Here is a 26653-nt window from a genome sequence, read left to right on the forward strand (position 1 = left end):
CGTCCGGTGCCGCGCCTTATCGAAGAACGCACAACGACCGACAAGACACTGCGCGTCAGCTGGGCACGCGCGTGCCAGCGCCATCTACCGCCGCGGAAACCACCCAGCAGTCCGGCGCAGCAGCGCGCCATCGACTGCCATCATTTGCGTGCGTACACCGGCGCCATCAACAGATACACCGGATACGCCAGCGCCATCAGCACCAGCGCGACCTCATGCCCGGACGCTGCCTCCGCCCAGGATTCCATCTGCCGCGACGGCCCCAGGAAACCGAACATCAGCAGCGCCACACCCATGACGCAGATCAGCAGCGCCACGCCGATCGCCGAAGCGGACACGCTGCCCCAGGCCAGCACCGCGAACGCAGCGCTGCCACCGGCCAACAGCAAACCCAACGTGACCAAATATGCGCGGCAGTAGGTGGCACTCATCTGTTGCCTATTACGCTTGCTGGACATCATGTCTCCCCTGCAAGAACACACGCATGCTGCCCTGCGGTACCCGTTCGATCCGCGAACAGGCGCCGCCTGCGTGTCAAACCCGCACGCCTCGTTCAAACGCGCGTTGCGAAACCCACGCCACGCTGCGCGCCATGCACGCAGCGCAGCCGGCGGATGCGGCGATTACTTCGCCTTGCCCTGGTTGGCCACCGCTTCGGCGGCACGTTTGGCCGCTTCCGGGTCGCCCAGATAGCGGAAGCTTTGCACCTGCAGGTTGTCGTCCAGCTCGAACAGCAACGGGATGCCGGTCGGGATGTTGAGCTCCAGGATCTGCTCGTTGGAGACATCGTTGAGGTATTTGTACAGCGCACGCAGCGAGTTGCCGTGCGCAGTCACCAGCACGGTCTGCCCGGCCTTCAACTGCGGTGCGATCGCGTCGTGCCAGTACGGCAGCACGCGCACCAGCGTGGTCGCCAGCGACTCGGTACCCGGCAACGCATTGCGGTCCAGCGTGGCGTAGCGACGGTCGTGACACGGATGCCCCGGATCGTTGACGTCCATCGCCGGCGGCGGGATGTCGTAGGAACGGCGCCAGATCTTGACCTGTTCTTCGCCGTGCTTGGCTGCCGTCTCGGCCTTGTCCAGCCCCTGCAGGCCGCCGTAGTGGCGCTCGTTGAGGCGCCAGCTCTTGGACACCGGCAACCAGTCCTGGTCGAGTTCCTTCAACGCGCCCTGTAGCGTGTGGATGGCGCGCTTGAGCACCGAGGTGTGCGCCACATCGAACTGCAGGCCTTCGTCCTTCATCAGCTTGCCGGCCGCAGCGGCTTCCTGGCGGCCTTGCTCGGTGAGTTCCACATCCACCCAGCCGGTGAAACGGTTGTCCAGGTTCCATTGGCTCTGGCCATGGCGCAGCAGTACGAGTTTGCGGGTCACTACGGTTCTCCGATTGGGGGCCGATCAGCCTGCGATTGTAACGGCAGCCAGCGCATCGCAGGCGTGCACGACACCGCCACGCCCGGCGCGCGATGCTGCAGCCATGCAAACGATCGATCCCGTCTTTGCCGGTTGGGATGGCAGCGTCATCCAGGCGCGACAGTTGCAACAGCAACTGGCACACCGCGTGGTGCTGCAGGACCAGGCCGGCGCAACACCGCAGCTGCTCGCCGGCTTCGACGTCGGCTTCGAAGACGACGGCCAGACCACGCGTGCGGCCGCGGTGCTGCTGGATGCAGACACGCTGCTGCCGCTGGAAACGCATGTCGCGCGCGTGCCCACCTCGATGCCGTACGTACCGGGGCTGCTCAGCTTTCGCGAGCTGCCGGCCTTGCTGCAGGCGCTGGCACTGCTCTCGCGCCCGCCCGATCTGGTCTTCATCGACGGCCAGGGCATCGCGCATCCGCGCAAGCTCGGCATCGCTGCGCACTTTGGCGTGGTGACCGGCTTGCCCAGCATCGGCGTGGCCAAGCAACGCCTGGCAGGCAGCTTCGTCGAGCCGGGACCCGAGCGCGGCGACCACAGCCCGATCCTGCTGGGCGGCACGCAGATCGGCTGGGCGCTGCGCAGCAAGCTGCGCTGCAATCCGCTGATCGTCTCGCCGGGCCATCGCGTCTCGATGCAGGGCGCGCTTGACTGGACGCTGCGTACCCTGCGCGCCTATCGCCTGCCCGAGCCCACGCGCCTGGCCGATCGGCTGGCCTCGCGGCGCGGCGAGATCGCCCTGGACACCACGGCGCCCGCACAACTGTTCTAGCGCGCGACGGTCAATCGCGATCGACCTGCTGCGTGCCTGCAGCCGTCGTCCGCGACGAACGAGCTCGGCGCGCCCGCGCTGGCCGCCAGCGCGCCATGCAACGACGTTCCAACGCGCGGCATTCAGGCACGGCGCGCATCGGCGCTAGCGATACCGGCGCGAACTCTTTCGCAATCGAGCGATGATGCTTGCTGCGACAAGGCACGTCATCGTCGCGAAAGATTTCATTCCTCCCATCAATGCAGCACATCGCTGCACGCGGCTCGACTGCCATCGCGCGGCATGCGCCGCTCGCCCTTGAAAACACGTCGCCCGCCTCGTACGTGACACTGCCTCCGGGACGATCTGTCTTGGTGGAGCGCTCGCCCGGCCACGTGCGCGCATGCAAAGCTGGCGACCACTCCAGCCACCGCGAGCCGCCGCCATGACCACCTTGATCGCTCCCCGCGTGCACGACATCGGCGGGCTGGAAGTCCGCCGCGCCGTGCCCACGCTGCAGGCGCGCAGCGTCGGCCCGTTCGTGTTCGTCGACCATATGGGCCCGGCGGTGCTGGAGCCGGATCACGGCATCGACGTGCGTCCGCATCCGCATATCGGCCTGGCCACGGTCACCTTCCTGTGGTCCGGCGAGATCGGCCACCGCGACACCTTGGGCTCGGACCAGGTGATCCGCCCCGGCGACGTCAACTGGATGACTGCCGGCCGCGGTATCGCCCACTCCGAACGCACGCCCGGCCCCGAGCGCGCCCGCACGCATGCGCTGCACGGCATGCAGACCTGGATCGCACTGCCGCGCTCGGCCGAAGAAACTGCGCCCGCCTTCCATCACCACGCCGCCGCCAGCCTGCCGCAGCAACGCCGCGATGGCGTCTGGCTACGCGTGATCGCCGGCCGTGCGTACGGCGAGGAATCGCCGGTGCAGGTGTTCAGCGGCACGCTCAATGTCGCGCTGGATCTGCAGCCGGATGCGGAGATCGACCTGGACACCGGCCATGCCGAACGTGCGCTCTACATCCTGGAAGGCGAGGCGCAGCTGGATGGCGCCGACGTGCCCGCGCGCCACCTGATCGTGCCCTCGCCCGGCAGCCGCGGACGCCTGCGCGCCAGGACGCCGCTCAAGGCGATGCTGCTCGGCGGCGAGCCGCTGGATGGCCCGCGCCACCTGTGGTGGAACTTCGTCTCCAGCTCCAAGGAGCGCATCGAGCAGGCCAAGGACGACTGGCAGGCCGGTCGCTTCGGCAGCATTCCCGGCGACGACAAGGAATTCATTCCGCTGCCGGAAACCCCGGCCCCCAAACCGGTCAACTACCCCTGACCGCAGGCTGTCGCGCGAGCGCCGCGCAACCCACCCAGGTCTCGAAACGGAAGTGCCGGTGTGCACGACCGATTGCAGCCCAGCCTGCGAATTGCGCTTGAGCTTGCAGCCACACCTGTGGTAGTGATGCCCCCATAGGTTGGGGACAGGTTGCGTGCGGGCACAGCCGGGCGGGGAGCGCACGGGGCTGATGCGGCGACACGCGCGACGACGCTGTCCCTGCGCAGACATCCAACGCCGGGGAACACTTGAATGAAGTCCGCATCCTGCCTTGTCGGCCTGAGCCTGTTGCTGGCCGCCGCCACCGTTCACGCCCAAACCTCACCGGTCTGCCCGCCGCTACCGCCAGCCTCCGGGCTGCAGTGGAGCGAGCTTGCAGGCGCGGACTATCTGGTCTGCAAGGCCATGACTGCCGACGGTCGCCAGGTGGTCGGGGTGATGCTGACCACCCGCGACCCGGCGATGACGCTGGCGCGCGACCGACGCGCGGAGAAAGGCCAGATCCAGCAGGAGGAGTTCTACTGGTACAAGCTCGACCTGGGCGGCCGCGAGCTGCCGGGCATGGAGTCGCGCCGCGTCACCGTGGTCGAGCTGGGCAAGAAGCGCTACGCGCAGCTATGGATCGACGGCGCCAACAGCGAGGAACTGGCCTCGATGCAGTCGCTGGTGCAGAACATGGACCTGCAGCCGGCCAGCCTGGCACTGCAGCGCTGAGGCAAGCGGTCGTGACGCGCCAGGGCCGGCTCGCCTGACGCGGTCTTTCAGGCGAGCCGGCGGAGCACCCGCATGCGGCTCGCCTGCGCTTCAGACGCCTGCCGCCGCAGCTGACGCGTCGCCGTCGCCGTCGCCCTGCAATGCTGTCTCGATCCGCACCTCGCCGGTGAGCAGGCGATGGATCGGGCACTTGTCGGCCACCTCCAGCAGGCGCGCACGCTGCGCATCGTCCAGCGTGCCTTCCAGCTCGACCTGCCGCGTGATCCGCGTGCCCGCAGCGCCGCGCTGGGTGTAATGCAGATGCACATGCACCGCCGTCAACGGCCACTGCTTGCGCGCGGCCACCATCGACACCGTGATCGCGGTGCAGGCACCCAGGGCGCCCAGCACCTGCGACTCCGGATCCGGCCCGGCGTCGGCGCCGCCATTGGCCGGCTGGGTGTCGCCGCTCCAGCTATGCCGACCATCATGGATGCTCACGGTGTACGGCACCGCGCCGGTGCTGACACTGACGGGCCGGTCACTCATGCCGCTAACCCCGCGGTGGCTGTAGCGCGCCGGCTCAAAACCGGCCTTCCTGGAAATCGACGAAGGCCTGCATCAGTTCCTGCTTGGTGTTCATCACGAACGGGCCGTGCCGCATCACCGGCTCGTTGAGCGGGCGGCCCGCCACCAGGATCAGCTGCGCACCGTCTGCACCGGCCCGCAGCGTCAGGCGCTCGCCGCCACCGAGCACCGCCAGTTGCTGCGCCGGCAGCACACGCGCGGCATTGCCCTCGCCCACCGTCACCGCGCCTTCGAATGCGTAGGCAAACGCGTTGTGGCCGCTGGGCATTACATAGTCCCAGGCCGCATCTGGTGCCAGTGCGATATCCAGGTACACCGGTTCGGTGGCCGGTTGCACGATCGGGCCACGCACCTCGCCCACCGCGCCGGCGATCACCTTGACCGTGACGCCAGGCGCCGGCTGGGCGACCGGAATGCGTTCCGGGGCGTACTCCTGGTATTTGGGCTCGGTCATCTTGTCGCGCGCCGGCAGGTTCACCCACAGCTGGAAGCCGCGCATGCGCCCGGATTCCTGCTCGGGCATTTCCGAATGGATCAGCCCGCGCCCGGCGGTCATCCACTGCACGCTGCCCGGGGTCAGCAGCCCCTCGTTGCCGTGGTTGTCCTTGTGGCGCATGCGCCCGTCCAGCATGTAGGTCACCGTCTCGAAGCCGCGGTGCGGATGGCTGGGAAACCCGGCCAGATAGTCTTCGGCCTTGTCGGTGCCGAACTCGTCCAGCATCAGGAACGGGTCCAGGTCCGGCAGCTGCTGGGTGCCGATCACGCGGGTCAGCTTGACTCCGGCACCGTCGGAGGCGGGCATGCCACGGATGGTGCGCAGCACGTGCGCCGCTGCGGTGGTGGTGGTGCTCATCGACCTCTCCCTGCGTGAATGACTGGCTCGAATAATGGATGCAGCCGGCACGCGGCCCAACCGCGACCGGCGCAACCGATCGTTCCAAAACCCGCCGGCACCGCCGCGCGATCCGGCAGGCGGCGCCACGACGCTCTACAACTAAAGTTTTACCCCGGCCCGGAACGGCGCCATTGACCCCGGGCGGGCAGAGGGTGACCCTTGGGTGAATCGTTCCTGAGGGGCATGCATGAAAGGGTTCTCGAAGCTGGCCTGGGGCGCGCTGGCGCTGCTGGCCGCGTTCTGTCTGGGCACCGTGGCGCTACGCCGCGGCGAACACATCAACGCGTTGTGGATCGTGGTGGCGGCGGTGTCGATCTATCTGATCGCCTACCGGTTCTACAGCCTGTTCATCGCCGACAAGGTGATGCAGCTGGACGTCACCCGCGCCACGCCCGCGGTGGCCAACAACGACGGCCTGGACTACGTGCCCACCAACAAGCACGTGCTGTTCGGCCATCATTTCGCCGCGATCGCCGGTGCCGGGCCCCTGGTCGGCCCGGTGCTTGCCGCACAGATGGGCTACCTGCCCGGCCTGCTGTGGCTGGTGGTCGGCGTGGTGTTCGCCGGCGCGGTGCAGGACTTCGTGGTGCTGTTCCTGTCCAGCCGCCGCAACGGCCGTTCGCTGGGCGATCTGGTGCGCGAGGAAATGGGCCAGGTGCCCGGCACCATCGCCTTGTTCGGCGCCTTCCTGATCATGATCATCATCCTGGCGGTGCTGGCGATGGTGGTGGTCAAGGCGCTGGCGGAAAGCCCGTGGGGCATGTTCACCGTCATCGCCACGATGCCGATCGCGCTGATGATGGGCGTGTACATGCGCTACATCCGGGTCGGCAAGATTGGCGAGATCTCGGTGGTCGGCCTGATCCTGCTGCTGGGCGCGATCTGGCTGGGCGGCAAGGTCGCGGCGGATCCGAGCTGGGGCCCGGCATTCACCTTCACCGCCAAGCAGATCACCTGGATGCTGATCGGCTACGGTTTCGTGGCGTCGGTGTTGCCGGTATGGCTGCTGCTGGCGCCGCGCGATTACCTGTCCACCTTCCTCAAGATCGGCACGATCCTGGCGCTGGCGATCGGCATCCTGGTGGTCATGCCGGATCTGAAGATGCCGGCACTGACCCAGTTCGCTTCCACCGGCGACGGTCCGGTCTGGAAGGGCGGCATCTTCCCGTTCCTGTTCATCACCATCGCCTGCGGCGCGGTTTCCGGTTTCCATGCGCTGATTGCTTCGGGCACCACCCCCAAGCTGCTCGCCAATGAAGGCCACATGCGCTACATCGGCTACGGCGGCATGTTGATGGAATCGTTCGTGGCGGTGATGGCGCTGGTAGCCGCATCGATCATCGAGCCGGGCATCTACTTCGCCATGAACAGCCCCGCTTCGCTGGTCGGCAGCGACACGGTGGCGGTGGCGGCCAAGGTGTCCGAATGGGGCTTTGCGATCACGCCGGAGGTGCTGGAAGCCACGGCGCGCGACATCGGCGAGCACAGCATCCTGGCACGCGCCGGTGGTGCGCCCACCCTGGCGGTGGGCATCGCGCAGATCCTGCACCAGCTGCTGCCGGGCGAAGACACCATGGCATTCTGGTACCACTTCGCGATCCTGTTCGAAGCGCTGTTCATCCTGACCGCCGTGGACGCCGGGACGCGTGCGGGCCGCTTCATGCTGCAGGACCTGCTGGGCAACTTCATCCCGGCGCTGAAGAAGACCGAATCGTGGGCCGCCAACATCATCGCCACCGCCGGTTGCGTGGCGTTGTGGGGCTACCTGCTGTACACCGGCGTGATCGATCCGTTCGGTGGCATCCAGACCCTGTGGCCGTTGTTCGGCATCTCCAACCAGATGCTGGCCGGGATCGCACTGATGCTGGGCACGGTGGTGCTGTTCAAGATGAAGCGCGACCGCTACGCCTGGGTCACCCTGGTGCCGGCGGTGTGGCTGCTGATCTGCACCACCTATGCGGGGCTGATCAAGATCTTCGACAGCAACCCGGCGCAGGGCTTCCTGGCGCAGGCGCACAAGTACCAGGACGCCATCGCCAGCAACACCATCACCGCGCCGGCCAAGACGGTGGCGCAGATGCAGCAGATCGTCACCAATGCCTACGTCAATACCGGGCTGACCGTGCTGTTCCTGTTCGTGGTGGGTTCGATCCTGATCTACGCGATCAAGACCATCGTGATTGCGCGCCGCAATCCGCAGCGTAGCGACCGCGAAACCCCGTACGTGGCCTTGCAGCCACACCAGATGGCGGATCTGTAATGGGCACCCAACTCGTTCTCGCCAGCCAATACCAGGTGCATCGCCGCATCTGGCGGCGCCTGATCCAGACCGCACGTCTGTGCTGCGGCATTCCCGATTACGACAACTACGTGCGCCACATGCTGGAAAAACACCCCGACAAACCGGTGATGGACTACCCCACCTTCTTCCGCGAGCGCCAGGACGCGCGTTACGGCGGCAAGAGCGGGTTTCGCTGCTGCTGACCGGATGATCGGATAGGTGGCGAGTCGGAACGCAACAGGGCGCGATGCGAATCGCGCCCTGTTGCGTTGATGGCTTGGGGTTGGTGGCAGGATTCTTGCCCGCTCACCATCGCGGGACATGTCGCAAGGTAGAGCGGCTGATATACGGCTTTGCGCATGGATCAGTTGTAGAGCGTGTGTCTGTGGCTTGGCTGCAGGGCCCTTGCCCGCCCACCCTCGCGGGACACGCCGCAAGTACGTCCTTGTAGGCTCTTACGCGGCATCCATGCCGCGTAAGGTCCCGCGACGGTGGGCGGGCAAGGCCCCGTCGAGAGAGTCGGTGTGCGTGGTTGCAAGCAGTGCATGAGGTGCGTTGGTCGGATCGGTGTGCGTCGACCAGCGTCTCACCACCCCTCTGTCATTGCAGGTCGACTGCACGGTCTGGCCCGGTCGGTTGCAGAATGAGAGGGCTGCGATTTCGCCACCATCGACACTGCATCCAAGACGTACTGCCGGCAGCTCTCAGCCAGCGCGTTTTTGCGCCAGCCGCTCGAACAACGCAGGCAGCTCGCGCATATCGTCGAACACCGCCAGCACACCGATGCGACGCAAGGTATCGGCGTGCCCCTGCGGAATATGGCTGGCGCCGGTAAACCCCAGCACCTGCATGCCGGCCGCCAATGCGGCAGTGGCACCGGTGGGGCTGTCTTCGATCACCAGGCAGCGCTCCGGCGCAACGCCCAGGGTGCGTGCGGCCAACAGATAGACATCCGGCGCCGGCTTGGGCCGCTCCACCATGTCGGCACTGAAGATGTGCCCCGCCGCGCGTGCGGTGAGCCCTACCCGCTCGACCGAGGCAATCACATTGTGGCGGCGGCTGTTGGAAGCCACCGCCAGCGGCAACGGAATCTGCTCCAACGCGTCGCGCACGCCGGCAATCGGCTGCACCTCGGCCTTGATCAAGGCTTCGCTGCGCGCCTGGATCTGTGCCAGCAAGGTCTCCGGCAGCCTTACTGCGAAGTGTTCCTGCACGCGTAGCAATACCTCGCGCGTGGTCTGCCCGAACGTTGTGCCGAGCAACTGCTCCAACGCTTCGACCGGCACGAAGGCCGCCAGCGCCTCGCGCATCACCCGGTCGGCCAGTATCTCGCTGTCGACAAGCACGCCGTCGCAATCGCTGATCAGTAATTCGTAGACCATTGCACCCATCTGCTCGCAAAGCACCATTATGCCGGCCGCGTTGTGACCGTTGGCTGTGGCGGAGTGCATGCGCGCGTGAGGCCCATCGTGATGCATCGGCACCATGCCTACGCCACGACGACAAACGGCCTCGACCAGCGAAACCTGCGGCGCCGGCATGTCACAAAATCTTACCGCGCGTCGTCCAGGCAGCTGGTAGGATCGGCCCGGCTGCGGAAGGACACACCGCAGTGCCACCAGGAATGCGATCAGGAGAAGGAGATTTCGATGCAGACGCGATTCCCCACCCTGCTCGTTCTTGCGACCTCGTTTTTCGCGGTCTCATGCACCGCCTCGCCCGGTGCCAAGGAGCAAACCACCATGTCAGCTACGCTGCAGGACCACACCGTCGCCTTCCGCGACCCCGGCCTGACCGACATCGCCAACGCCATCGCGCACGGTGATGTCGCCCGAATCCGCGCACTCGCACCGACAGTCGATCTCGCCGCACACGGCGATCAGAACGTCACCTTGCTCGAGTGGGCGATCTGGAACGAACAACCTCGTGCCCTTGCGGCATTGCTCGATGCCGGCGCAGATCCGTCGTTGCCGGGCATGGACCAGGAAACGGTCGTGCATATGGCGGCCATGGCGAAGGATGCGGAATATCTGAACATCCTGTTGCAGCACAGGGCGCCGGTCGATGTGGTCAGCGCGCGCGCCGGGTGGACGCCGTTGTTCCGCGCCGTGCAGAGCAAGCGCGATGCGCAGACCGCGTTGTTGATCCAAGCAGGCGCCGATGTACAGCGCGTCGACAATACCGGCAACAGCGTGCTGCACCTGGCCGCACAAAGCGGCGCGGCAAGCCCGGCAGTGCTGCAATTGCTCGAGGCCGGGGTGGATCCCACGCTGCGCAACGCGCAACAGAAGACCTTCCAGGCGTATTTCTTCACCACCCCGGACCGCCTGCTCAATGCCGCCGGCCAGCAGGCCAGGTCGGACGTGCGCGCGTGGTTGAGCGCCCACAACATTCCCGTGGAAAGCAGCCGCTAAGCGGGCTTTTCGCACGACGAACGCAAGGAGCCGCGCATGAGCCCGTCAAATTCCTCGTCCACCCCATTCGCAGAGTCGATGCGTGGACAGCAACCGCAGCCGGAAGACCGCCAGTTCCCGGCGCTGCTGCAAGACCTCTATGCCACTGCCTCGCAGCGACGCGAAGGCGGCGCCGAAACCTTTGCGCCGCTGCCCAACGGCTGGACGCGCATGGACGACAGCACACTGCAACGGGCGGGCATCGACCCCGGCCTGCTGCACGATGCCAAGAGCGGCTTCGATGCCGCGTTCTACCGCAACGAACAGGGCCAGGTGGTACTCGGCTTCTGCGGCACCGACGAAGGCAAGGACTGGAAGCACAATCTTGGCCAGGGCCTGGGCTTCGACGACGCGCAATACGCGTCTGCCATCCAGCTCGGCAGCCAGGCCAAGCAGGCGTTCGGCGACCAGGTGGTGATCTCGGGGCATTCGCTCGGCGGCGGCCTGGCGGCCGCGTCGGCGATGGTCAACGACATCCCCGCCGTGACCTACAACGCCGCCGGCGTCAACGACCGCACGCTGGAACGCCAGGGCCTGGATGCCTCGGCAGCCAAGGACTACGCCAGCAGCGAGTTGATCCGCGGCTACCACGTCAAGAACGAGATCCTCACCCATCTGCAGGAAGACAGCATCCCGCTGAAATGGGCGATGCCCAATGCGGCCGGGCATCAGATCGAGCTGCCGGAGCCGGACCCATTGTCGTTCGGGAGACGCCTGGTGCCGGGCATGATGTTGAAGCATCGCCTGGACCTGCACGGCATGGACTCGGTGATGAAGGCACAGGAGATGCAATCGCCCGGGCAGGCGCAAGGTGCAGGCAGCCAGTTGTTCAACGACGCGGTGGTGCGCCTGGACGGCCAGCGCGAACGCCTGGGCCTGCGTGACGGCACCGCGTTTCTCAACACCGCCGCCAGCGTGGCCGCGCGTGCGAGCAGCGACGGCCTGCAGCGGATCGACCACCTGGTGCCCAACCGCGACGGCGACAGCCTGATTGCGGTGCAAGGCCGGATGGACGACCCGGCGCATCTGCGTAGCCATGTGCAGACTGCCTCGGCGGCCAACGAGCCGGCGCACGGCAATGTCGATCAGCTGCAGCAGCACAACCAGCAGCAGTCGCAGCAAAGCACGCAGCAGGAAGCGCAGCGGCGCGGCCTTCAGCAGTAATCATGACCGGGCACTGGCGCTGGCCAGTGCCCGCCTCGAGGTGGCTGACGACAGCTCCAAGTGCTCGTCGAAGGGATACAGCCGGCACTGCGGCAATGCGTGATACCGCGCCCCCGGCACGTCCTGCCACACCTTCCCGACGACGACGCCCCCCGACCGTGCGACGGTCGGTCAGCCCGCTCCCGCCATCGCGCGCAAGGTGATGCCGACCAGATAGGCCAGATAGGTGCCGGTGGCGTAGCCCATCGTGCCCAGCAGCACGCCAACCGGCGCCAGGGCCGGGTGGAACGCGGCGGCCACCACCGGTGCCGAGGCCGGTCCACCGATATTGGATTGCGAGCCGATCGCGAAATAGAAGAACGGCACCCGCAACAGGCGGCCCAGGCCCCACAGCAACCCGATATGCACCGCGATCCAGATCAGCCCGAGCAGGAACAGCCAGGGCCGATCCAGCAACGCCAGCAGATCCATCTGCATGCCGATGCAGGCGATCAGGAAATACAGCAGCAGTGAACCGACCTTGGAGGCCCCGGCCCCTTCCAGCGTGCGCGCACGGGTGAAGCTCAGCAGCAGGCCGATACTGGTCGCCAGCACCACCACCCACACGAACGGCGTGTCCAGGCTGAACTGGCTGGACCAGCGCAGATTGGCCTTGCACCATGCGGCCAGCGGATTGGCCAGCGCGTGCGCCAGCCCGACCCCGCCGAACGCCACCGCCACGATCACCATCAGATCGGCCAGGCTGGGAATGCGCGCGTGTTCGGCCTGGAACCGCGCCATGCGCTCCTGCAGGGCATCCAGCGCGCGGGTATCGGCGCCGCTGCGCGCATCGATGCTGCGCGCGCGCCCGGCCAGGAAGATTAGCGCCGCCATCCACACATAACCGACGCCCACATCCACCACTGCAAACTGCCCGAAGGTGGTGGCATCCACATCAAACACCTCGCGCATCGCCAGCATGTTGGCCCCACCGCCGATCCAGCTTCCCGCCAGCGCGGCCATGCCGGCCCAGGTATCGCCGGCCACCGTGGCCGGATGCACCCAGCCCATCACCCAGAACGCCACCACCGCGCCCAGCATGATGCTCAGTGACGCACCCAGGTACATGGCGACCAGCTTGGGCCCCAGCCCCAGGATGGCGCGCAGGTCGATGCTCAGCGTGAGCAGGATCAGCGCGGCCGGCAACAGCACGTCGCGCGCGATCGGGTTGTACAGGCGGGTATTGGCACCGTCGATCAGGCCGACGGTGTTGTAGATGCCCGGCAGCAGGTAACACAGCAGCAGCGCCGGCACCACGGCGTAGAAGCGTCGCCACACACCCCGCTCGCGCGAGGAGGTCCAGAACACCGCTCCCAGCGTGGCGGCGATCAGGCCGAAGACCACGATATCGTTTTGGATCAAGGCAGAACCGGCGGCATTCACTAGGGGCGACATTCTCGACTAGGGGCCGCCAAGGTGCGGATCGCAGCAAGAATGGCCGATCGTTCGTGTCCAGTCGACTGGATCCGCAGGCGACTCCCGGCATGACTGCAAGGCCGCCGGCTGGCGCACTGCGCTAGGGTTGCCGGGTGCATGTGGTCGGCCACCCTGCCCGGGCAGGATCGTCAGCGTCTTCCTTGCGCTTCCTGCAAGCGGCCGGCTCGGTCAGCCGTAGCGACGCACGACGCGCTCGCCTTCGGCGGTCTTCAACACCACGCCGCTGGGCTGACCGGTGGTCATGCAATGCAGCTTGGCCATCAATTCGGCATTTTCCAGCGCGCCCTGCTCGCGCAGATAACGCAGCGGCGACCACTGCGGCCGGGTCACCCACCAACCGCCCTGTTCGGGATGAATACGCACAACATAACGGGACTCGTCCATCAGGGCCTCCGGCCGGCAGATGCAGCGGTACAACGACGGAAGTGGGCAGCGCGCAATGGCGCAGCCCACCAGCGATGGGAGTGCCGGGGTCCCGTTGGGGATGCCGGCGCGCCCTTACTCAAGGGGCCGCGGGAGAGTGGCCTAGGGCCCCGCGTCCGGCATAGCCAGCATGTCTTTTTGCTAATGCCAACGCCGTCGGGCGGACACTGGCATGAAGGTAGGAAAATTCTTACGTGACACCGATCGACGCTGGCGCTAAATTCGCGCTCGAGCGGCGACCAGACGTCGCGGCTGGCCGTCAACGGGCGCAGACGGCGCGGGGGAATTCGTCGCTCTTGAAGATGCCTCGGGGGAGGGGTCGCATGCATCTGCTCAGGAAGTTCCAGTTTCCGGTCAAGACCGCGATGGTGGTGGGCTATGTCCTGGTGATCAGGGAAGCGCTCGTGCTGTGGTCGTGAGACAACCTAGCCCCCAGGCTGCCGGATAGCGCGTCAAGCACCCGTCACGGTGTCTCAATCCGCATCCACCCAGCCTCGCTGTTGCGCTGCGACCAGGTCGGCGGGCGTGTCCACGTCCAGCGCTAGCGCCGGAGCGCTGACGCAGCCCAAGCTCTGCACGTCCAGGCCGGCGAACAAGCCGCGCAGGCCGCTGTCACCGTGGAGCGGCACGTCGGCCCAGGCCGCATGGGTGACCACCGCCGGGATACCACGCACACCGGCGTACCCGCTGGTGGCGCATCCGGATGCGGCCCGGTCCGCTTCTTCCAGCAAGGCGCGCAGATGCGGCGTATCCAGCGCGGGCTGGTCGCAGCCCAGGATCAGGCTGCGCCTCAGCGACGTATCGTCCTGCACATGCTGGCGCAGCGCCGCCAGGCTGGAGCCCATGCCGGCGGCCCAGTCGGCATGACGTAGCACTTCCACCTCCAGGCCTTGCAGGACCTCGCTCAATGCGTCGGCATCGGCGCCCAGCACCACCACGCAGCGGCGCGGCGCCGTCTGTAGCGCGATGCGTGCGAAACGCCGCAACAACGGTTCGCCGTCGCGCAACAGCAATTGTTTGGAACGCCCTAACCGACGTCCTGCACCCGCGGCGAGCAGCAGCGCAACGTGATCGCTGCTCATGCGTCCGATGCCAGGGCGCGCGGCGAACGATGGCGCGACGTACGCAAGGTCGGGCACACATCGACGAGCGCACTGCTCCGGACCTGGCCGAGATGACCGGCAACAAAAGGCGACGGCAATCGAGCTGCGTCGCCAGAGACGTCGTCGTAGTGATCAAATAATTCGGTCATGGCGACGTGGTGTGCATATTGGGGATGCGCCAGCCTAAAGAGGTAACTGTGCGCGCGGAGTGACTAAATGCAACGCATTCTCCGATCCAGGGAATGACGCTTTCCGACGTCTACCACCCGACCGTTGCGCATTGCACTGCTGCGCCAGCATGACGAAGAAATGTGCGCAGCTGCGGTAGCGCTGCGATCACGACGACAGCGACTGATTGCCAGCCTTGGATGGCGCAATTACCGGCAGAAGCGCGGATCACAAGAGCATGCCTTAAAAGGCATATCAAAAATTACTTACCCTCCAGACGGATACTTTTCAGCACCAGAAACTTCATCGACAACCACGCATCCACCCTGCTAGCGACTGCACATTGAAATTCGTATCGAAGTTAATGCAAACGCGCGATTGCAGTGCCCTGCCCGTTCTCACAGCGACACGGCTCGGAGTGGCTAACGGAACGTAGCGAGCGGTCGTCAAGCCGATGCGGATGGCGCCAAGCAATCGCAGTATGAGTGGTACCTACGATTACTGTCCGCGCTCTGCATGGCGGTGAGCGCCGCCGTCTTGGTGGCCGTTCCTAGCCAGCCAACGCAGCAGCAGCCTGCCCATCGGCGACCGCCTGGGTGGCTTCGGCAATGATGCCCAGTGCAATCGTATGCGGGGAGGAGCGCCCCATACGCCAGCCCGCCGGCAACCGCAATCTGGCCAGCGCGGCATCGTCATAGCCGAGCGCACGCAGTGCCTGCAGGCGTGCTTCCCGCTTCTGGCGGCTGCCCAGGATGCCGATGCAGGCAGCCCTGGAGGCGAGCCCGCGGCAGGCGACCTGCAGGTCGCTGTCGCCGTCATGTGCGAGGCTGTAGAGCGCCGTGTCCGCATCCAGATGCAGGTCCTGCAGCGCGTCGCCCAATGCACGGCGATCGTAATGGTCGGCGGCCAAGCCGGGCGGTGGTTCGCTGGGACCATGCGGCCGCAGCACGCGTACCTCGATACCCATCTGGCTGGCCAGCGACACCAGCACCAGCAGCGCAGGATCGGCACCGACCAGCACCAGCCGCAGCGGCGGCCGGTGCGTACGCAGGAATTCATCGGGACGCAGGTCCTGCGGGCTGACCGGGTAACGGACGGCGCCGGTGCTCCGATCCAGCGCGACATGGAACGGGCGACGGTGCTGGCGCGCATTGCGCCAGCGTGCCAGATGCTCGCCCAGGTCCTGGACCGGCCAGACCAGCACGCCGATACGGCCGCCGCAGCTGAGCTGGATGTCCAGCACCTGGCTGCCCTCGCCGTAGTCCAGCCAGCGCGGCATGCCGTCGCGCAAGGCGGCGCTGGCCTCGTGCGCCACTGCCGCTTCCACGCAGCCGCCGGAGACGTAGCCAGCCACCCGGCCATCGGCGCTGATGGCCATCTCGCTTCCCAATGGGCGCGGCGACGAGCCTTGCACGTCGATCAGCGTGGCGATGGCCACGCGCTGCCCCGCCCGATGCCAGGCGGTCAGCGTGGGCAGCAGGTCATCGTGCAGGGCATAGCTCGGCCATGCCGGCCACGCCGGCTCGGCCGGCGCTGCATGCGTGACCGGGGCCACCACCGCACTCACGCGCGCAGCAACTCGGGCAGATGCGGCAGCAGCTTGTCCAGCGTCACCGGGTAATCGCGGACGCGCACGCCGGTGGCGTTGTAGACCGCATTGGCGATCGCCGCTGCCACGCCGCAGATGCCTAGCTCGCCGACCCCCTTGGCCTTCATCGGCGACGATATCGGGTCGCTTTCTTCCAGGAAAACCACTTCCTGATGCGGGATGTCCGCATGCACCGGCACTTCGTAACCGGCCAGGTCGTGATTGACGAAGAAGCCCAGCCGCTTGTCCACCGCCAGCTCTTCCATCAGCGCTGCACCCGCGCCCATGGTCATGCCGCCGATGACCTGGCTGCGCGCAGACTTGGGGTTGAGGATGCGTCCGGCCGCGCACACCGCCAGCATGCGGCGGATGCGCACCTCGGCGGTGGCGACATCCACGCCGACTTCGACAAAGTGCGCGCCGAAGGTCGACAGCTGATGCGTCTTGGAAAGCTCGCCGAACTCGATCTTGTCCTCCACCACCAGGGCGCCATTGGCCGCGGCATCACCGAGCGCGATGCGCTTGCCGCCGGCACGCACATGGCTATCGGCGAATTCGGCCTTGGCCGGGTCCAGCCCCAGCTGCTTGGCGACGGCTTCGCGCAGTTTCACTGCCGCGGCATACACACCGGCTGTTGAACTGTTCGCACCCCACTGTCCACCGGAACCGGCCGAGGCGGGAAAGCTGGAATCGCCCAGGCGCACGTCCACCCAATCCAGCGGCACGCCCATCATCTCCGCAGCGGTCTGCGCAATGATGGTGTAGGAGCCGGTACCGATATCGGTCATGTCGGTTTCCACTACCACCCGGCCGCCCTGCTCTAGCCGCATGCGTGCACCGGAGGTCATCACCGGCGCGTTGCGGAACGCGGCCGCCACGCCCATGCCGACCAACCAACGCCCATCGCGGTTGCTGGCCGGCTTGGCCTTGCGCTTGGACCAGTCGAAACGCTTTGCGCCGTCTTCCAGGCACTTGACCAACTGACGCTGCGAGAACGGACGCTGCGGGTTTTCCGGATCCACCTGGGTGTCGTTGACGATGCGGAACTTGACTGGATCCATGTCCAGCTTCTCGGCCATCTCGTCCATGGCCACTTCCAGCGCCATCAGACCCGGCGCTTCGCCCGGCGCACGCATCGCGTTGCCTTCGGGCAGATCGAGCACCGCCAGGCGCGTGGAAATCAACCGATTGGCGCCGGCATACAGCAACTGGGTCTGCGCGGCCGCGATTTCCGGGCCGCCCTCGGGCAGGTCGCCGGACCAGCTCTCGTGCGCGATCGCGGTGATCTTGCCATCGCGCTGTGCACCGATACGGATGCGCTGCACGGTGGCCGGGCGATGCGTGGTGTTGTTGAAGATCAGCGGCCGCGGCAGCATCACCTTGACCGGGCGTCCGACCTGGCGCGCGGCCAGTGAGGCGAGCACCGCATCGGCACGCAGGAACAATTTGCCGCCGAAGCCGCCACCGATGTACGGCGACATCAGACGCACGTTTTCGCGCGGGATCCCCAGCGTCTTGGCCAGATCGCCCGCGCTCCAGTCGATCATCTGGTTGGAGGTCCACACGCTCAGCTTGTCGCCTTCCCACATGGCGATCGATGCGTGCGGCTCCATCATCGCGTGCGAATGATCGGGCGTGGTGTACTCGGCATCCAGCTGCACCGGCGCTGCCACGAAGGCGCTATCGAAATTGCCGACCACACTATTCGGCGCCCCGCCCTCCTTGGTGACCTTGGCGCCATCGCGGGCCTTTTCCAGATCGTAGGCGCCGACGTGGCGACCGTAGTCGACCTTGATCAGCTGGCCTGCGGCACGTGCCTGCTCGAAGGTCTCGGCCACCACCACCGCAATGGCCTGGTGGTAATGCTGGATCTCCGGGCCGCCGAGCAGTTTGGCCGTGTTGTACTTGCCTTTCTGCAACTTGCCTGCATTCTGCGCAGTCACGATGCCGAGCACGCCCGGTGCATTGCGCGCGGCGCTCAGATCGATGCTGCGAATGCTGCCCTTGGAGATGCCGGCGCCAACGATATGGCCATAGGCGGCATGGCCAGGCAGATCGTGATGCTCGTACGCATACGGCGCCTGCCCGGTGGTCTTGAGCGGACCGTCGATACGATCGACCGGCTTGCCGACCACCTTGAGCTGGTCGATGGGATTGGTACTGGCGGGAGTGTCGAATTTCATATCAGGCCCTCGTGTCGGCCAGGATCGCGGTCAAGGTGCGCTCAACCAGCGGCAGCTTGAAGGCGTTGTGTTCGGTGGGTTGTGCGCCGTCGAGCAGCACGGAGGCAATCGCACGCGCGCCCTGGCGCGACTGTGCTTCGGCCGCCTCGCTGCGCCACGGCTTGTGGGCGACACCGCCGACGCCGACACGCACGCTGCCATCGCGTTGCACGACCGCCGCAACCGACACCAGGGCGAATGCGTAGGAGGCGCGATCGCGCACCTTGCGGTAGACATGCGTGCCGCCGAGCGGCTTGGGCAGGCTCACCGCGGTGATCAGCTCGCCGCGTTCCAGCACGGTTTCCAGATGCGGCGTCTTGCCAGGCGCACGGTAGAACTCGGACAACGGCACCGCACGCGTCTGTCCATCCGGACGCACCGTTTCGACCACCGCATCCAGCACGCGCATGGCGATGGCCATATCGCTGGGATGGGTGGCGATGCACTCTTCGCTCACGCCGATCACCGCCAGCTGCCGGTTGAAGCCACCGATCGCCGCGCAACCGCTGCCCGGCAGGCGCTTGTTGCATGGCTGGTTGGTGTCGTAGAAATACGGGCAACGCGTACGTTGCAGCAGATTGCCTGCGGTGGTGGCGCGGTTGCGCAGTTGCCCCGACGCACCTGCCAGCAATGCACGCGACAGCACGGCGTAATCGCGACGCACACGGGCATCCGCTGCCAGCTCGGTATTGCGCACCAGGGCGCCAATGCGCAGGCCGCCATCGGGTGTTTCCTCGATGGTATCCAGGCTCAACCCGTTGACATCGATCAGGTGCGAGGGCGTCTCGATCTGCAGTTTCATCAGATCGAGCAGGTTTGTGCCGCCGGCGATGAACTTGGCACCCGGCTGGCGCGCCGCCTTGGCCGCAGCGTCGGCGGGCGAAGTCGCACGCTCGTAGCTAAACGCCTTCATGCGCGCTCTCCCGCGACATCATTGATCGCATCGACGATGTTGGAATACGCACCGCAGCGGCAGATGTTGCCACTCATGCGCTCCTGCAATTCCGGCGTGGTGAGCCTGGTCTTGGCAGTCAGATCGTCGGTGACATGGCTGGGAATGCCGCGCTTGACTTCGTCCAGCACCGCCACCGCCGAACAGATCTGCCCGGGCGTGCAATAGCCGCACTGATATCCATCGTGCTTGACGAAGGCCGCCTGCATCGGATGCAGCTTGTCCGGCGTGCCCAGGCCTTCGATGGTGGTGATCTTGCCGCCCTGATGCATCACCGCCAGCGACAGGCAGGAATTCATCCGCTGCCCATCGACGATCACGGTGCAGGCACCGCATTGGCCATGATCGCAGCCTTTCTTGGTACCGGTCAGATGCAGGTGTTCGCGCAGTGCATCCAGCAAGGTGGTGCGATTGTCCAGGGTCAGCGTCACCGGCTTGCCGTTGACTTCGAATGCGACCTGGCTCGATGCGTTGGCAGGCTCGACTGCCTGCCGCTGCGACATCGCATTGGCTGCAGTGGCGGCCATCGACTGGGTTGCGGCAACGCTGGCTGCCGACGCCGTGCCAGCGATCAGTACCTCGCGACGGGTCATCTTGATATCTCTCATGGCTGGCATCTCCAACAATGCTGGCTTATACAGTTCTTAAATAATGTGCAGCGCGGCCGGTCACAATCGCGTGAGCATGCGGCGAGTGCGTGCGGGCGCGAATCGGCGGTATGGCCCGATTCTAGAGGCGCTGCAGGCGGGCATTGACGGCATGGACTGCATGCGCCTATGAAACGCGCTCATCATTGTTGGAGTGGGTTGCGTACTCGCTGCACGACACTCGTGTGTGCTGCTGGCAGCTCGCGTTTTGCAGCGCGCCCCAGGTTCTTGAAATGGTTCGGGACCTTTCCATGTGCTGACAACGACGATGTCATCTGCGTCTGCGCGCGTGCTTCCATCTACACGCCGCGGTGCTCCATTGCATCCGGATACGCTGCATTGAGAACATCCGGACACGAACGACCGCTCTTGAGCGGCGGCCAGCGCGTGGCGATCGGCCGTCAGGCGAGTGTGGATAGCGTGGAATTGCAGTGTGTGTGGGTGATCCATTCCGATCCCACACAGCGGCCGCGCCCGCCTGACGGCAAGCGCGGCACGTCTTCAACCGCTCCTAGAATTCCAGCACGATCTTGCCCAGATGGCCGCCTGCCTGCTGCAGCGCGAAGGCGTCGGCGATATCGTCGAGCGCGAAGGCGCGATCGATCACCGGCCGCAGCGGCAAGGCATCCAGTGCACGCACCAGCTGCTGTTGATGCGTGCGACTGCCGACCACCAGCCCCTGGAGGCGCTGCTGCCGGCCCATCATTTCCGCGGTCGGCACCGGGCCTGCGGCACCGGTCAACACGCCGATCAAGGCGATATGCCCGCCGACCCGTGCAGCGCGGATCGATTGCGCCAACGTGCCCGGCCCACCGACCTCGACCACGTGATCCACGCCACGGCCGTTGGTGATCTCCAGCACCTGCGCCGACCACTCGGCATGCTGCCGATAATTGATGACATGGTCTGCGCCCAACGCGCGCGCCTTGGCCAGTTTCTCGTCGGACGACGATGTCGCGATGACGGTGGCACCCATCGCCTTGGCGAACTGCAATGCAAAGATCGACACACCGCCGGTGCCGAGCACCAGCACGCTGTCGCCGGCCTTGAGTCCGCCGTTGACCACCAGAGCGCGCCATGCGGTAACGCCGGCCGTGGTCAGGGTCGCCGCTTCGGCATGGCTGTAGCCGGCCGGGGCGTGTGTGAACGCATGGGCGGCGGCCACCACCGCAGAGCGTGCATAGCCATCGACGCCATCGCCGGGCGTGGTGGCAAAGCCGGCATGCAGCGGCTCGCCATCCAGCCACTCGGGGAAGAAGGTGGACACCACCTGATCGCCAACGGCGAACTCATCCACTTCCGGCCCGATGGCCTCGACCACGCCGGCACCGTCGGACATGGGGATACGGCCGTCAGCGGTCGGCATCTGCCCTGACACCACGCCAAGGTCATGGAAATTCAACGAGCTTGCATGCAGCCGCACCCTGATCTGACCGCGTGCCGGCTGCCCGGGGTCGGGCAAGGCAACACCATGTAATGCATTCAGGCCTGCAGGCTGAGCTAAACGAATCGCGCGCATGGGGCGCTCCTTGCTGTGATCGATCTTCGGGATAACACGCCGGGCGTTATCCGCATGCAGTCGAGCTGGCTTTGGAATCTGTTCTGGGCTCGCGATTTCGTAGCAGCATCGAGCGCGTAACGACAGCAGGCTGGACAGCAACGCAGTCGCATACCGGGCGAGCTGCCGTGCAACGCATGAGGCATCAATCACAGATCGGCATTGCGCCTCACGATGCAAACGATTCCACCCAGCGCCCACGGCTAAGCTGGCACGGCGGTTGCAACGTTCTGATGTCCAGACAGGTAACTCCCGTGACATCACCCGGCAAGCGGCGACGGCAACGAGCACAACGCATCGCTCTGCACTTCGTGCTGGGCATTTCGTGCCTGTTGCTGCTTGGTTCGGAATACTGGTCCATCCACGACGAGCGCGCGAGTGCGCTGCATACCGCCGAAGCGCAATCGTTGAACCTCGCCAATTCGCTGGCGCAGCATGCCAGCGATACCCTGACGATCGCCGATGCCGTGCTGTCGGGACTGGTGTCGCGGGTGGAGCACGACCAGGGCTCGGCCAGTGCGGGACCGGTTATGCATGACTTCCTGGTGCATGAAGCGCGTCGCTCGGACCGGCTGCATGGCATTTTCATCTATGCGGCCGACGGCAGCTGGGTAAGTTCGTCACTGGACAGCACGCCCAGGAAGCACAACAACGCCGATCGCGCCTATTTCAAATATCACCGCGACCATCGCGACGCCTTGTCGCTGGTCGGGCCGCCGGTGCAGAGTCGCTCCGATGGCAGTTGGGTGCTCACCTTGAGCCGGCGCCTCAATACCCCCCGCGGCGAATTTGCCGGCGTGGTCCTGGTCACGCTGCAACTGAAGTATTTCCAGAACTACTACAGCACCTTCGAGGTCGGTCCGAACGGCACCATCGGCATGACCAATGACGACGGCATCGTGCTGGTGCGCCGGCCCGACAAACCGGGCGTGATCGGCACCTCGATCGCAGGCACTTCGATCTACGTCACCATGCGTGCGCGCAGGCATGGCACGGCCACCTATCGTTCGCCGATCGACGGCGTGGAGCGCATTTCCAGCTTTGCGCCAGCGCAGGCCTATCCATTGACCGTATTGACCGGGGTCGCCGTCGATGACGCGTTGGCCAACTGGCGGCAATCCGCACGCCAGCGAATCCTGATCGCCGCCCTGGGATGCGTATTGTTGTTGGGCGTCGGTATCTGGCTGGATCTGCAACTGCGCCGCATGCATCGCAACGAGGACAAACTCAGCTCCGAAGCCTGGATGGATGCACTCACCGGCATTGCCAACCGCCGTGCGTTCGACCACCGGCTCTCGCGTGCCTTGCAGCAGGCTGTGCATCGACAGGCGCCGCTGTCGGTGCTGATGATCGATGTCGATCATTTCAAGCTCTATAACGACACCTATGGCCACGTCAACGGTGACGCCTGCCTGCGCCTGGTCGCGCGCGCGATTGCCGGTTGCTCACGGCGCAGCGAAGACATTGCCGCGCGCTACGGCGGCGAAGAGTTCGGCATGATCCTGCCGCAGACAGATGCCGCCGGCGCACTGCGGCTGGCCGACGCAATTCGCAGCGCCGTCGCCGGGCTCGGGCTGATGCACCTGTCCAGCCCGACCAGCGCACACGTCACCGTCAGCGTCGGCGTAGCGACGTTCGAACCGGGCGAAACGCCACGCACCCCGGATGCCTTCGTGCACGACGCCGACTCGGCGTTATATCGCGCCAAGCAGAACGGCCGCGACCGGACGTCGGCGTAGCGCACCTGGCAGTAAAAACTGCGCGCAACGCCAGGTGGGCGCGGCCCATGTCCGGAATCGGCATGTGTCAGGCAGACATTCCATGGGTGTTGGGTGTGCGGCGTTCTCAGCCACCTGGCGATTGCGCGCGAGGTGCTGTTAGCCACGCTTGGTGGACAGGTCAGTGGCGCCGTCGTACTGGTCGGGCAACCTGCGCGTCCAGGGCGCTTCGGATCGGAACAGCACGGCCCGCGTCGATGCAACAGCGGCCAGCAAGCAAAAGGCCCGCACGATGCGGGCCTTTTGAATGACAACCAAGGCTGGCTACCGATCAGAACGGGATATCGTCGTCGGCAAAATCGTCCATCGGCGGTGCCGACTGCTGCTGGGCCGGCTGCTGACGACGCGGGGCATAATCCTGACCGCCGCCCTGACCACCACCGCCACCACCTTGCTGCTGGCGCGGCGCCTGGCTGCGCTGCGGGCGATCGCCGCCCATGCCACCACCACCGCCTTCGCCACGGCCGCCGAGCATCTGCATCTCATTGGCGACGATGTCGGTGCTGTACTTCTCCACGCCGTCCTGGCCGGTGTACTTGTCGTAACGCAGCTCGCCTTCGACATACACCTGCGAGCCCTTGCGCAGGTACTCGCCGGCGATCTCGCCCAGCTTGCCGAAGAACACCACGCGGTGCCACTCGGTGCGCTCCTGGTTGTTGCCATCGCGGTCCTTGCGCATGCTGGTGGTGGCCAGACTCACGCGCGTGATCGCCATGCCGGCCTGGGTGTACTTGGTGTCGGGATCGTTGCCGAGGTTGCCGACGAGGATGACTTTGTTGATGCCGCGGGCCATAGATGCTTCCGAGATGATGCGCCGGCGCCAGTGGGCGCGGCGGTGAATGTCTTGGTGCTAATGTTACCGCACCTGCCGGCCACGGTCCCGGCGGATCGCCGCAGCGCCGGGCCGGGAAATGCCGCGCCGGCAGGTCGGAATCCGGACGCTCCCGGACAGGCCCGACGCTGGCGCCGCAAGGGTTTGCGGCCACGCTGGAGGCCGTCGGACACGGCCAGCGGGACGGATCTGGCCCAGACACCTATAATCGGCGCACATCACGAACGCCTGCGCATGACCATCGCCGAAGACCTCCCCACCGTCCTGGGCCTGCCCCAGATCCAGTCCCTCGCCGCGCCCGACATGGCCGCGGTCGATGCGCTGATCCGCCGCCGTCTGGCCTCGGATGTCGTGCTGATCAACCAGATCGCCGATCACATCATCTCCGCCGGCGGCAAACGCCTGCGTCCGATGCTGGTGATGCTGGCCGGCCACGCCGCTGGCGGCTCCGGCCCGGAGCACCATCAACTGGCGGCGATCATCGAGTTCATCCACACCTCCACATTGCTGCACGACGACGTGGTGGACGAATCGGACCTGCGCCGCGGGCGCAGCACCGCCAATGCGCTGTGGGGCAACGCGCCCAGCGTGCTGGTCGGCGATTTCCTGTATTCGCGCAGCTTCCAGTTGATGGTGGAGCTGGATCGCATGGAAGTCATGCAGATCCTGGCCGACACCACCAACCGCATCGCCGAAGGCGAGGTGCTGCAGCTGCTGCACGTGCACAACCCCGACACCGACGAAGCCGCCTACCTGCGCGTGATCGAGCGCAAGACCGCGGTGCTGTTTGCCGCCGGCACCCGCCTGGGCGCGCTGGCCTCGGGCGCGGATGCGCAGGTGCAGCAGCGCCTGTACGACTACGGCATGCAGTTGGGCTTTGCCTTCCAGATTGCCGATGACGTGCTCGACTACGCTGCCGACGCCGCGGACCTGGGTAAGAACCTGGGCGACGACCTGGCCGAAGGCAAGGCGACCCTGCCGCTGATCCACGCCATGGCGCACTCGGATGCGGGCACCCGGGAGCGCCTGCGCCAGATCGTCGAACAAGGCGATGCGAGCGCAATGCCCGAAGTGCTGGCGGCGATTCATGCCACCGGCGGCCTGGATTACAGCCGCCAGCGTGCCGCCGAATATGCCGCCGCTGCCGAACAGGCGCTGGACACGTTGCCGCCCAGCCCCGCAGTTGCGGCATTGCGCGGCCTGGCGCGGTATGCGGTGCAACGCACGCATTGAGCCGGGCGGCGGCAGGTTCGCCTGCCGCGCTCACTGAACGGGCTGACAGCCGACGGTCACCCTCGCCTTTCCGGCGGAAACGCTGCCGCAACCCATGCCAGGGTTGCGGCGCCTTGTCACACGGCCTCTGAACGCGTCACACACCGATGCTGCGTGCGCCATCCGATCCATGTCCGGGATCGGCACCCCACTCCGGCACCGCATGTCTGCGCGCCATCTGCCACACCCGACGACCGCCAGTGCGGCGGTCAGCCGCCTCTGGCCACCTTGTCAATCGCCAAAGCGTTCGGCGAAGAAATCGCCGAGCATGCGGTAGGCACGTTTCGCCGCACGCGGGTTGTACAGGCAGCCTGGCGGGCTGTTGGCATCGGCTTCGGCAAAGCAATGCACCGCGCCGCTGAAATTGACGAACTGCCAGTCCGCGCCGGCCGCATTCATCTCGGTTTCGAAGGCGGCGATGTCCGCCTTGCTCACGCTCTTGTCGTCGGCGCCATTGAGCACCAGCAGCGGCGTCCTGGCCGAGCCGGCCGCCGCCGGGCTGGGGGTGGCGATGCCACCGTGCAGGCTGACCACACCGGCCAGTTGCGCACCGGCGCGCACCAGCTCCAGCACCGTGGTGCCGCCGAAGCAGAACCCCACCGCACCGATGCGCGATGCATCCAGCGGCGCCTTGCCGGCCTGCGCCTTGAGCACATCCACTGCTTTCAGCGCGCGGGCGCGCAGCGTCGGCGGGTCCTTCTTCAGCGCACCGGCAAACTGCCCGGCCTCACTGTCGTTGGCCGGACGCTTGCCCTTGCCGTAGACGTCGGCAACCAGCACCACATAGTCGTCGCCGGCCAGTTGCTTGGCCTTGGTGACCGCCGAATCGTTGACCCCGCGCCAGTTCGGCACCATCACCAGCCCTGGGCGCTTGGCGGCACCGGCGTCGTCGTAGACCAGCACGCCGCTGAAGGTGTCCTTGCCGACCGTCCATTCCAGCGGTTTGGCCTGCATCGCTGCGGCGGCGGGCAACGCCAGCGACGCCAAGACACCGAACAACCCAACGCCACGCCATCTCCATTGCTTGTGCATGTGCCTGCTCCCGGGAAGGTCCG

General features: G+C 66.2%; 24 protein-coding genes. 9 read left to right on the plus strand and 15 right to left on the minus strand.

The annotated features are described in order from the left end of the window. Positions 1-140: 140 nt before the first annotated feature. A complete protein-coding gene (locus DGN21_RS13410; RefSeq protein WP_054593000.1) occupies positions 141-458 on the minus strand; it encodes a hypothetical protein in 318 nt (105 codons plus the stop codon). Between the two features lie 165 nt (positions 459-623). Next, positions 624-1373, minus strand: a complete 750-nt coding sequence (gene gpmA, locus DGN21_RS13415; protein WP_016904068.1) for a 2,3-diphosphoglycerate-dependent phosphoglycerate mutase — start codon at positions 1371-1373, stop codon at positions 624-626. A gap of 103 nt (positions 1374-1476) precedes the next feature. Between gpmA and nfi the strand changes: the two genes are divergently transcribed. The 3 genes from nfi (at position 1477) to DGN21_RS13430 (ending at position 4219) form a co-directional block, all read left to right on the plus strand. Further along, positions 1477-2190 carry a deoxyribonuclease V gene (gene nfi, locus DGN21_RS13420; RefSeq protein ID WP_126965891.1) on the plus strand — a complete coding sequence of 238 codons (714 nt, stop codon included), beginning with the start codon at positions 1477-1479 and terminating at the stop codon, positions 2188-2190. A gap of 424 nt (positions 2191-2614) precedes the next feature. Beyond that, entirely contained in the window at positions 2615-3505 is an 891-nt protein-coding gene (locus tag DGN21_RS13425; protein WP_039519908.1) for a pirin family protein, read from the plus strand. Positions 3506-3757: 252 nt separating this feature from the next. Then, on the plus strand, positions 3758-4219 hold the full coding sequence (locus DGN21_RS13430; protein ID WP_054592994.1) for a hypothetical protein: 462 nt from the start codon (positions 3758-3760) through the stop codon (positions 4217-4219). 90 nt (positions 4220-4309) lie between these two features. On the opposite strand, the gene DGN21_RS13435 is transcribed toward DGN21_RS13430, so the two are convergent. Together DGN21_RS13435 and DGN21_RS13440 are read right to left on the minus strand one after the other, a co-directional pair. After that, positions 4310-4747: an OsmC family protein gene (locus DGN21_RS13435; RefSeq protein ID WP_104609055.1), complete on the minus strand. Its 438-nt coding sequence runs from the start codon at positions 4745-4747 to the stop codon at positions 4310-4312. Positions 4748-4781: 34 nt separating this feature from the next. Next, positions 4782-5639, minus strand: coding sequence for a pirin family protein (locus DGN21_RS13440; RefSeq protein ID WP_126965890.1), 858 nt, complete (start codon positions 5637-5639; stop codon positions 4782-4784). Positions 5640-5868: 229 nt separating this feature from the next. Between DGN21_RS13440 and DGN21_RS13445 the strand changes: the two genes are divergently transcribed. Together DGN21_RS13445 and DGN21_RS13450 are read left to right on the plus strand one after the other, a co-directional pair. Continuing rightward, positions 5869-7941: a carbon starvation CstA family protein gene (locus tag DGN21_RS13445; protein ID WP_054592997.1), complete on the plus strand. Its 2073-nt coding sequence runs from the start codon at positions 5869-5871 to the stop codon at positions 7939-7941. Further along, on the plus strand, positions 7941-8165 hold the full coding sequence (locus DGN21_RS13450) for a CstA-like transporter-associated (seleno)protein (protein ID WP_016904074.1): 225 nt from the start codon (positions 7941-7943) through the stop codon (positions 8163-8165). Before DGN21_RS13445 ends, DGN21_RS13450 begins: the two co-directional genes overlap by 1 nt. Before the next feature lie 501 nt (positions 8166-8666). Here DGN21_RS13450 and DGN21_RS13455 read toward each other — a convergent pair. Beyond that, positions 8667-9371: an HAD family hydrolase gene (locus DGN21_RS13455; RefSeq protein WP_164738907.1), complete on the minus strand. Its 705-nt coding sequence runs from the start codon at positions 9369-9371 to the stop codon at positions 8667-8669. Between the two features lie 240 nt (positions 9372-9611). Between DGN21_RS13455 and DGN21_RS13460 the strand changes: the two genes are divergently transcribed. Next, complete coding sequence (locus tag DGN21_RS13460) at positions 9612-10376, plus strand: ankyrin repeat domain-containing protein (protein ID WP_164738906.1); 765 nt, start codon at positions 9612-9614, stop codon at positions 10374-10376. 36 nt (positions 10377-10412) lie between these two features. Then, a complete protein-coding gene (locus tag DGN21_RS13465) occupies positions 10413-11579 on the plus strand; it encodes an XVIPCD domain-containing protein (RefSeq protein ID WP_024939370.1) in 1167 nt (388 codons plus the stop codon). 171 nt (positions 11580-11750) lie between these two features. On the opposite strand, the gene DGN21_RS13470 is transcribed toward DGN21_RS13465, so the two are convergent. The 8 genes from DGN21_RS13470 to DGN21_RS13505 all read right to left on the minus strand — a co-directional run bounded on the left by DGN21_RS13470 (position 11751) and on the right by DGN21_RS13505 (position 21677). Further along, positions 11751-13001: a DUF819 family protein gene (locus DGN21_RS13470; protein WP_181141037.1), complete on the minus strand. Its 1251-nt coding sequence runs from the start codon at positions 12999-13001 to the stop codon at positions 11751-11753. Positions 13002-13223: 222 nt separating this feature from the next. After that, entirely contained in the window at positions 13224-13439 is a 216-nt protein-coding gene (locus DGN21_RS13475; RefSeq protein ID WP_024939372.1) for a hypothetical protein, read from the minus strand. A gap of 512 nt (positions 13440-13951) precedes the next feature. Continuing rightward, a complete protein-coding gene (locus DGN21_RS13480; protein WP_046343576.1) occupies positions 13952-14560 on the minus strand; it encodes a nucleotidyltransferase family protein in 609 nt (202 codons plus the stop codon). A 739-nt stretch (positions 14561-15299) separates the two neighbouring features. Further along, the gene (locus DGN21_RS13485) at positions 15300-16316 is read right to left on the minus strand and encodes an XdhC family protein (protein WP_167763943.1); all 1017 of its coding nucleotides are present in this window, start codon (positions 16314-16316) and stop codon (positions 15300-15302) included. Then, positions 16313-18520 (minus strand): aldehyde oxidoreductase molybdenum-binding subunit PaoC, encoded by a 2208-nt coding sequence (gene paoC, locus DGN21_RS13490; RefSeq protein WP_215824948.1) that lies wholly within the window; start codon positions 18518-18520, stop codon positions 16313-16315. Before paoC ends, DGN21_RS13485 begins: the two co-directional genes overlap by 4 nt. Position 18521: 1 nt before the next feature. After that, on the minus strand, positions 18522-19472 hold the full coding sequence (locus DGN21_RS13495) for a xanthine dehydrogenase family protein subunit M (protein ID WP_104583108.1): 951 nt from the start codon (positions 19470-19472) through the stop codon (positions 18522-18524). Further along, positions 19469-20119: an aldehyde dehydrogenase iron-sulfur subunit PaoA gene (paoA, locus tag DGN21_RS13500; RefSeq protein WP_024939376.1), complete on the minus strand. Its 651-nt coding sequence runs from the start codon at positions 20117-20119 to the stop codon at positions 19469-19471. The genes DGN21_RS13495 and paoA overlap by 4 nt, the downstream gene beginning before the upstream one ends. A 550-nt stretch (positions 20120-20669) precedes the next feature. Continuing rightward, positions 20670-21677: an NAD(P)-dependent alcohol dehydrogenase gene (locus tag DGN21_RS13505; protein WP_126965885.1), complete on the minus strand. Its 1008-nt coding sequence runs from the start codon at positions 21675-21677 to the stop codon at positions 20670-20672. 272 nt (positions 21678-21949) lie between these two features. On the opposite strand from DGN21_RS13505, the gene DGN21_RS13510 reads away from it, so the two are divergent. Continuing rightward, complete coding sequence (locus DGN21_RS13510; protein WP_184429062.1) at positions 21950-23455, plus strand: sensor domain-containing diguanylate cyclase; 1506 nt, start codon at positions 21950-21952, stop codon at positions 23453-23455. Between the two features lie 310 nt (positions 23456-23765). Here the strand turns inward: DGN21_RS13510 and DGN21_RS13515 are convergent, their stop codons facing one another. Then, positions 23766-24287 carry a single-stranded DNA-binding protein gene (locus DGN21_RS13515; protein WP_024939378.1) on the minus strand — a complete coding sequence of 174 codons (522 nt, stop codon included), beginning with the start codon at positions 24285-24287 and terminating at the stop codon, positions 23766-23768. A gap of 273 nt (positions 24288-24560) precedes the next feature. Here DGN21_RS13515 and DGN21_RS13520 point away from each other — a divergent pair, with 273 nt between their 5' ends. Beyond that, positions 24561-25559 (plus strand): polyprenyl synthetase family protein, encoded by a 999-nt coding sequence (locus tag DGN21_RS13520; RefSeq protein ID WP_016902370.1) that lies wholly within the window; start codon positions 24561-24563, stop codon positions 25557-25559. Positions 25560-25829: 270 nt separating this feature from the next. On the opposite strand, the gene DGN21_RS13525 is transcribed toward DGN21_RS13520, so the two are convergent. Then, positions 25830-26630: a dienelactone hydrolase family protein gene (locus DGN21_RS13525; protein ID WP_160954509.1), complete on the minus strand. Its 801-nt coding sequence runs from the start codon at positions 26628-26630 to the stop codon at positions 25830-25832. Between the last annotated feature and the right edge of the window lie 23 nt (positions 26631-26653).

This window comes from Xanthomonas sp. MLO165, assembly GCF_018831305.1.
GTDB lineage: Bacteria > Pseudomonadota > Gammaproteobacteria > Xanthomonadales > Xanthomonadaceae > Xanthomonas > Xanthomonas arboricola.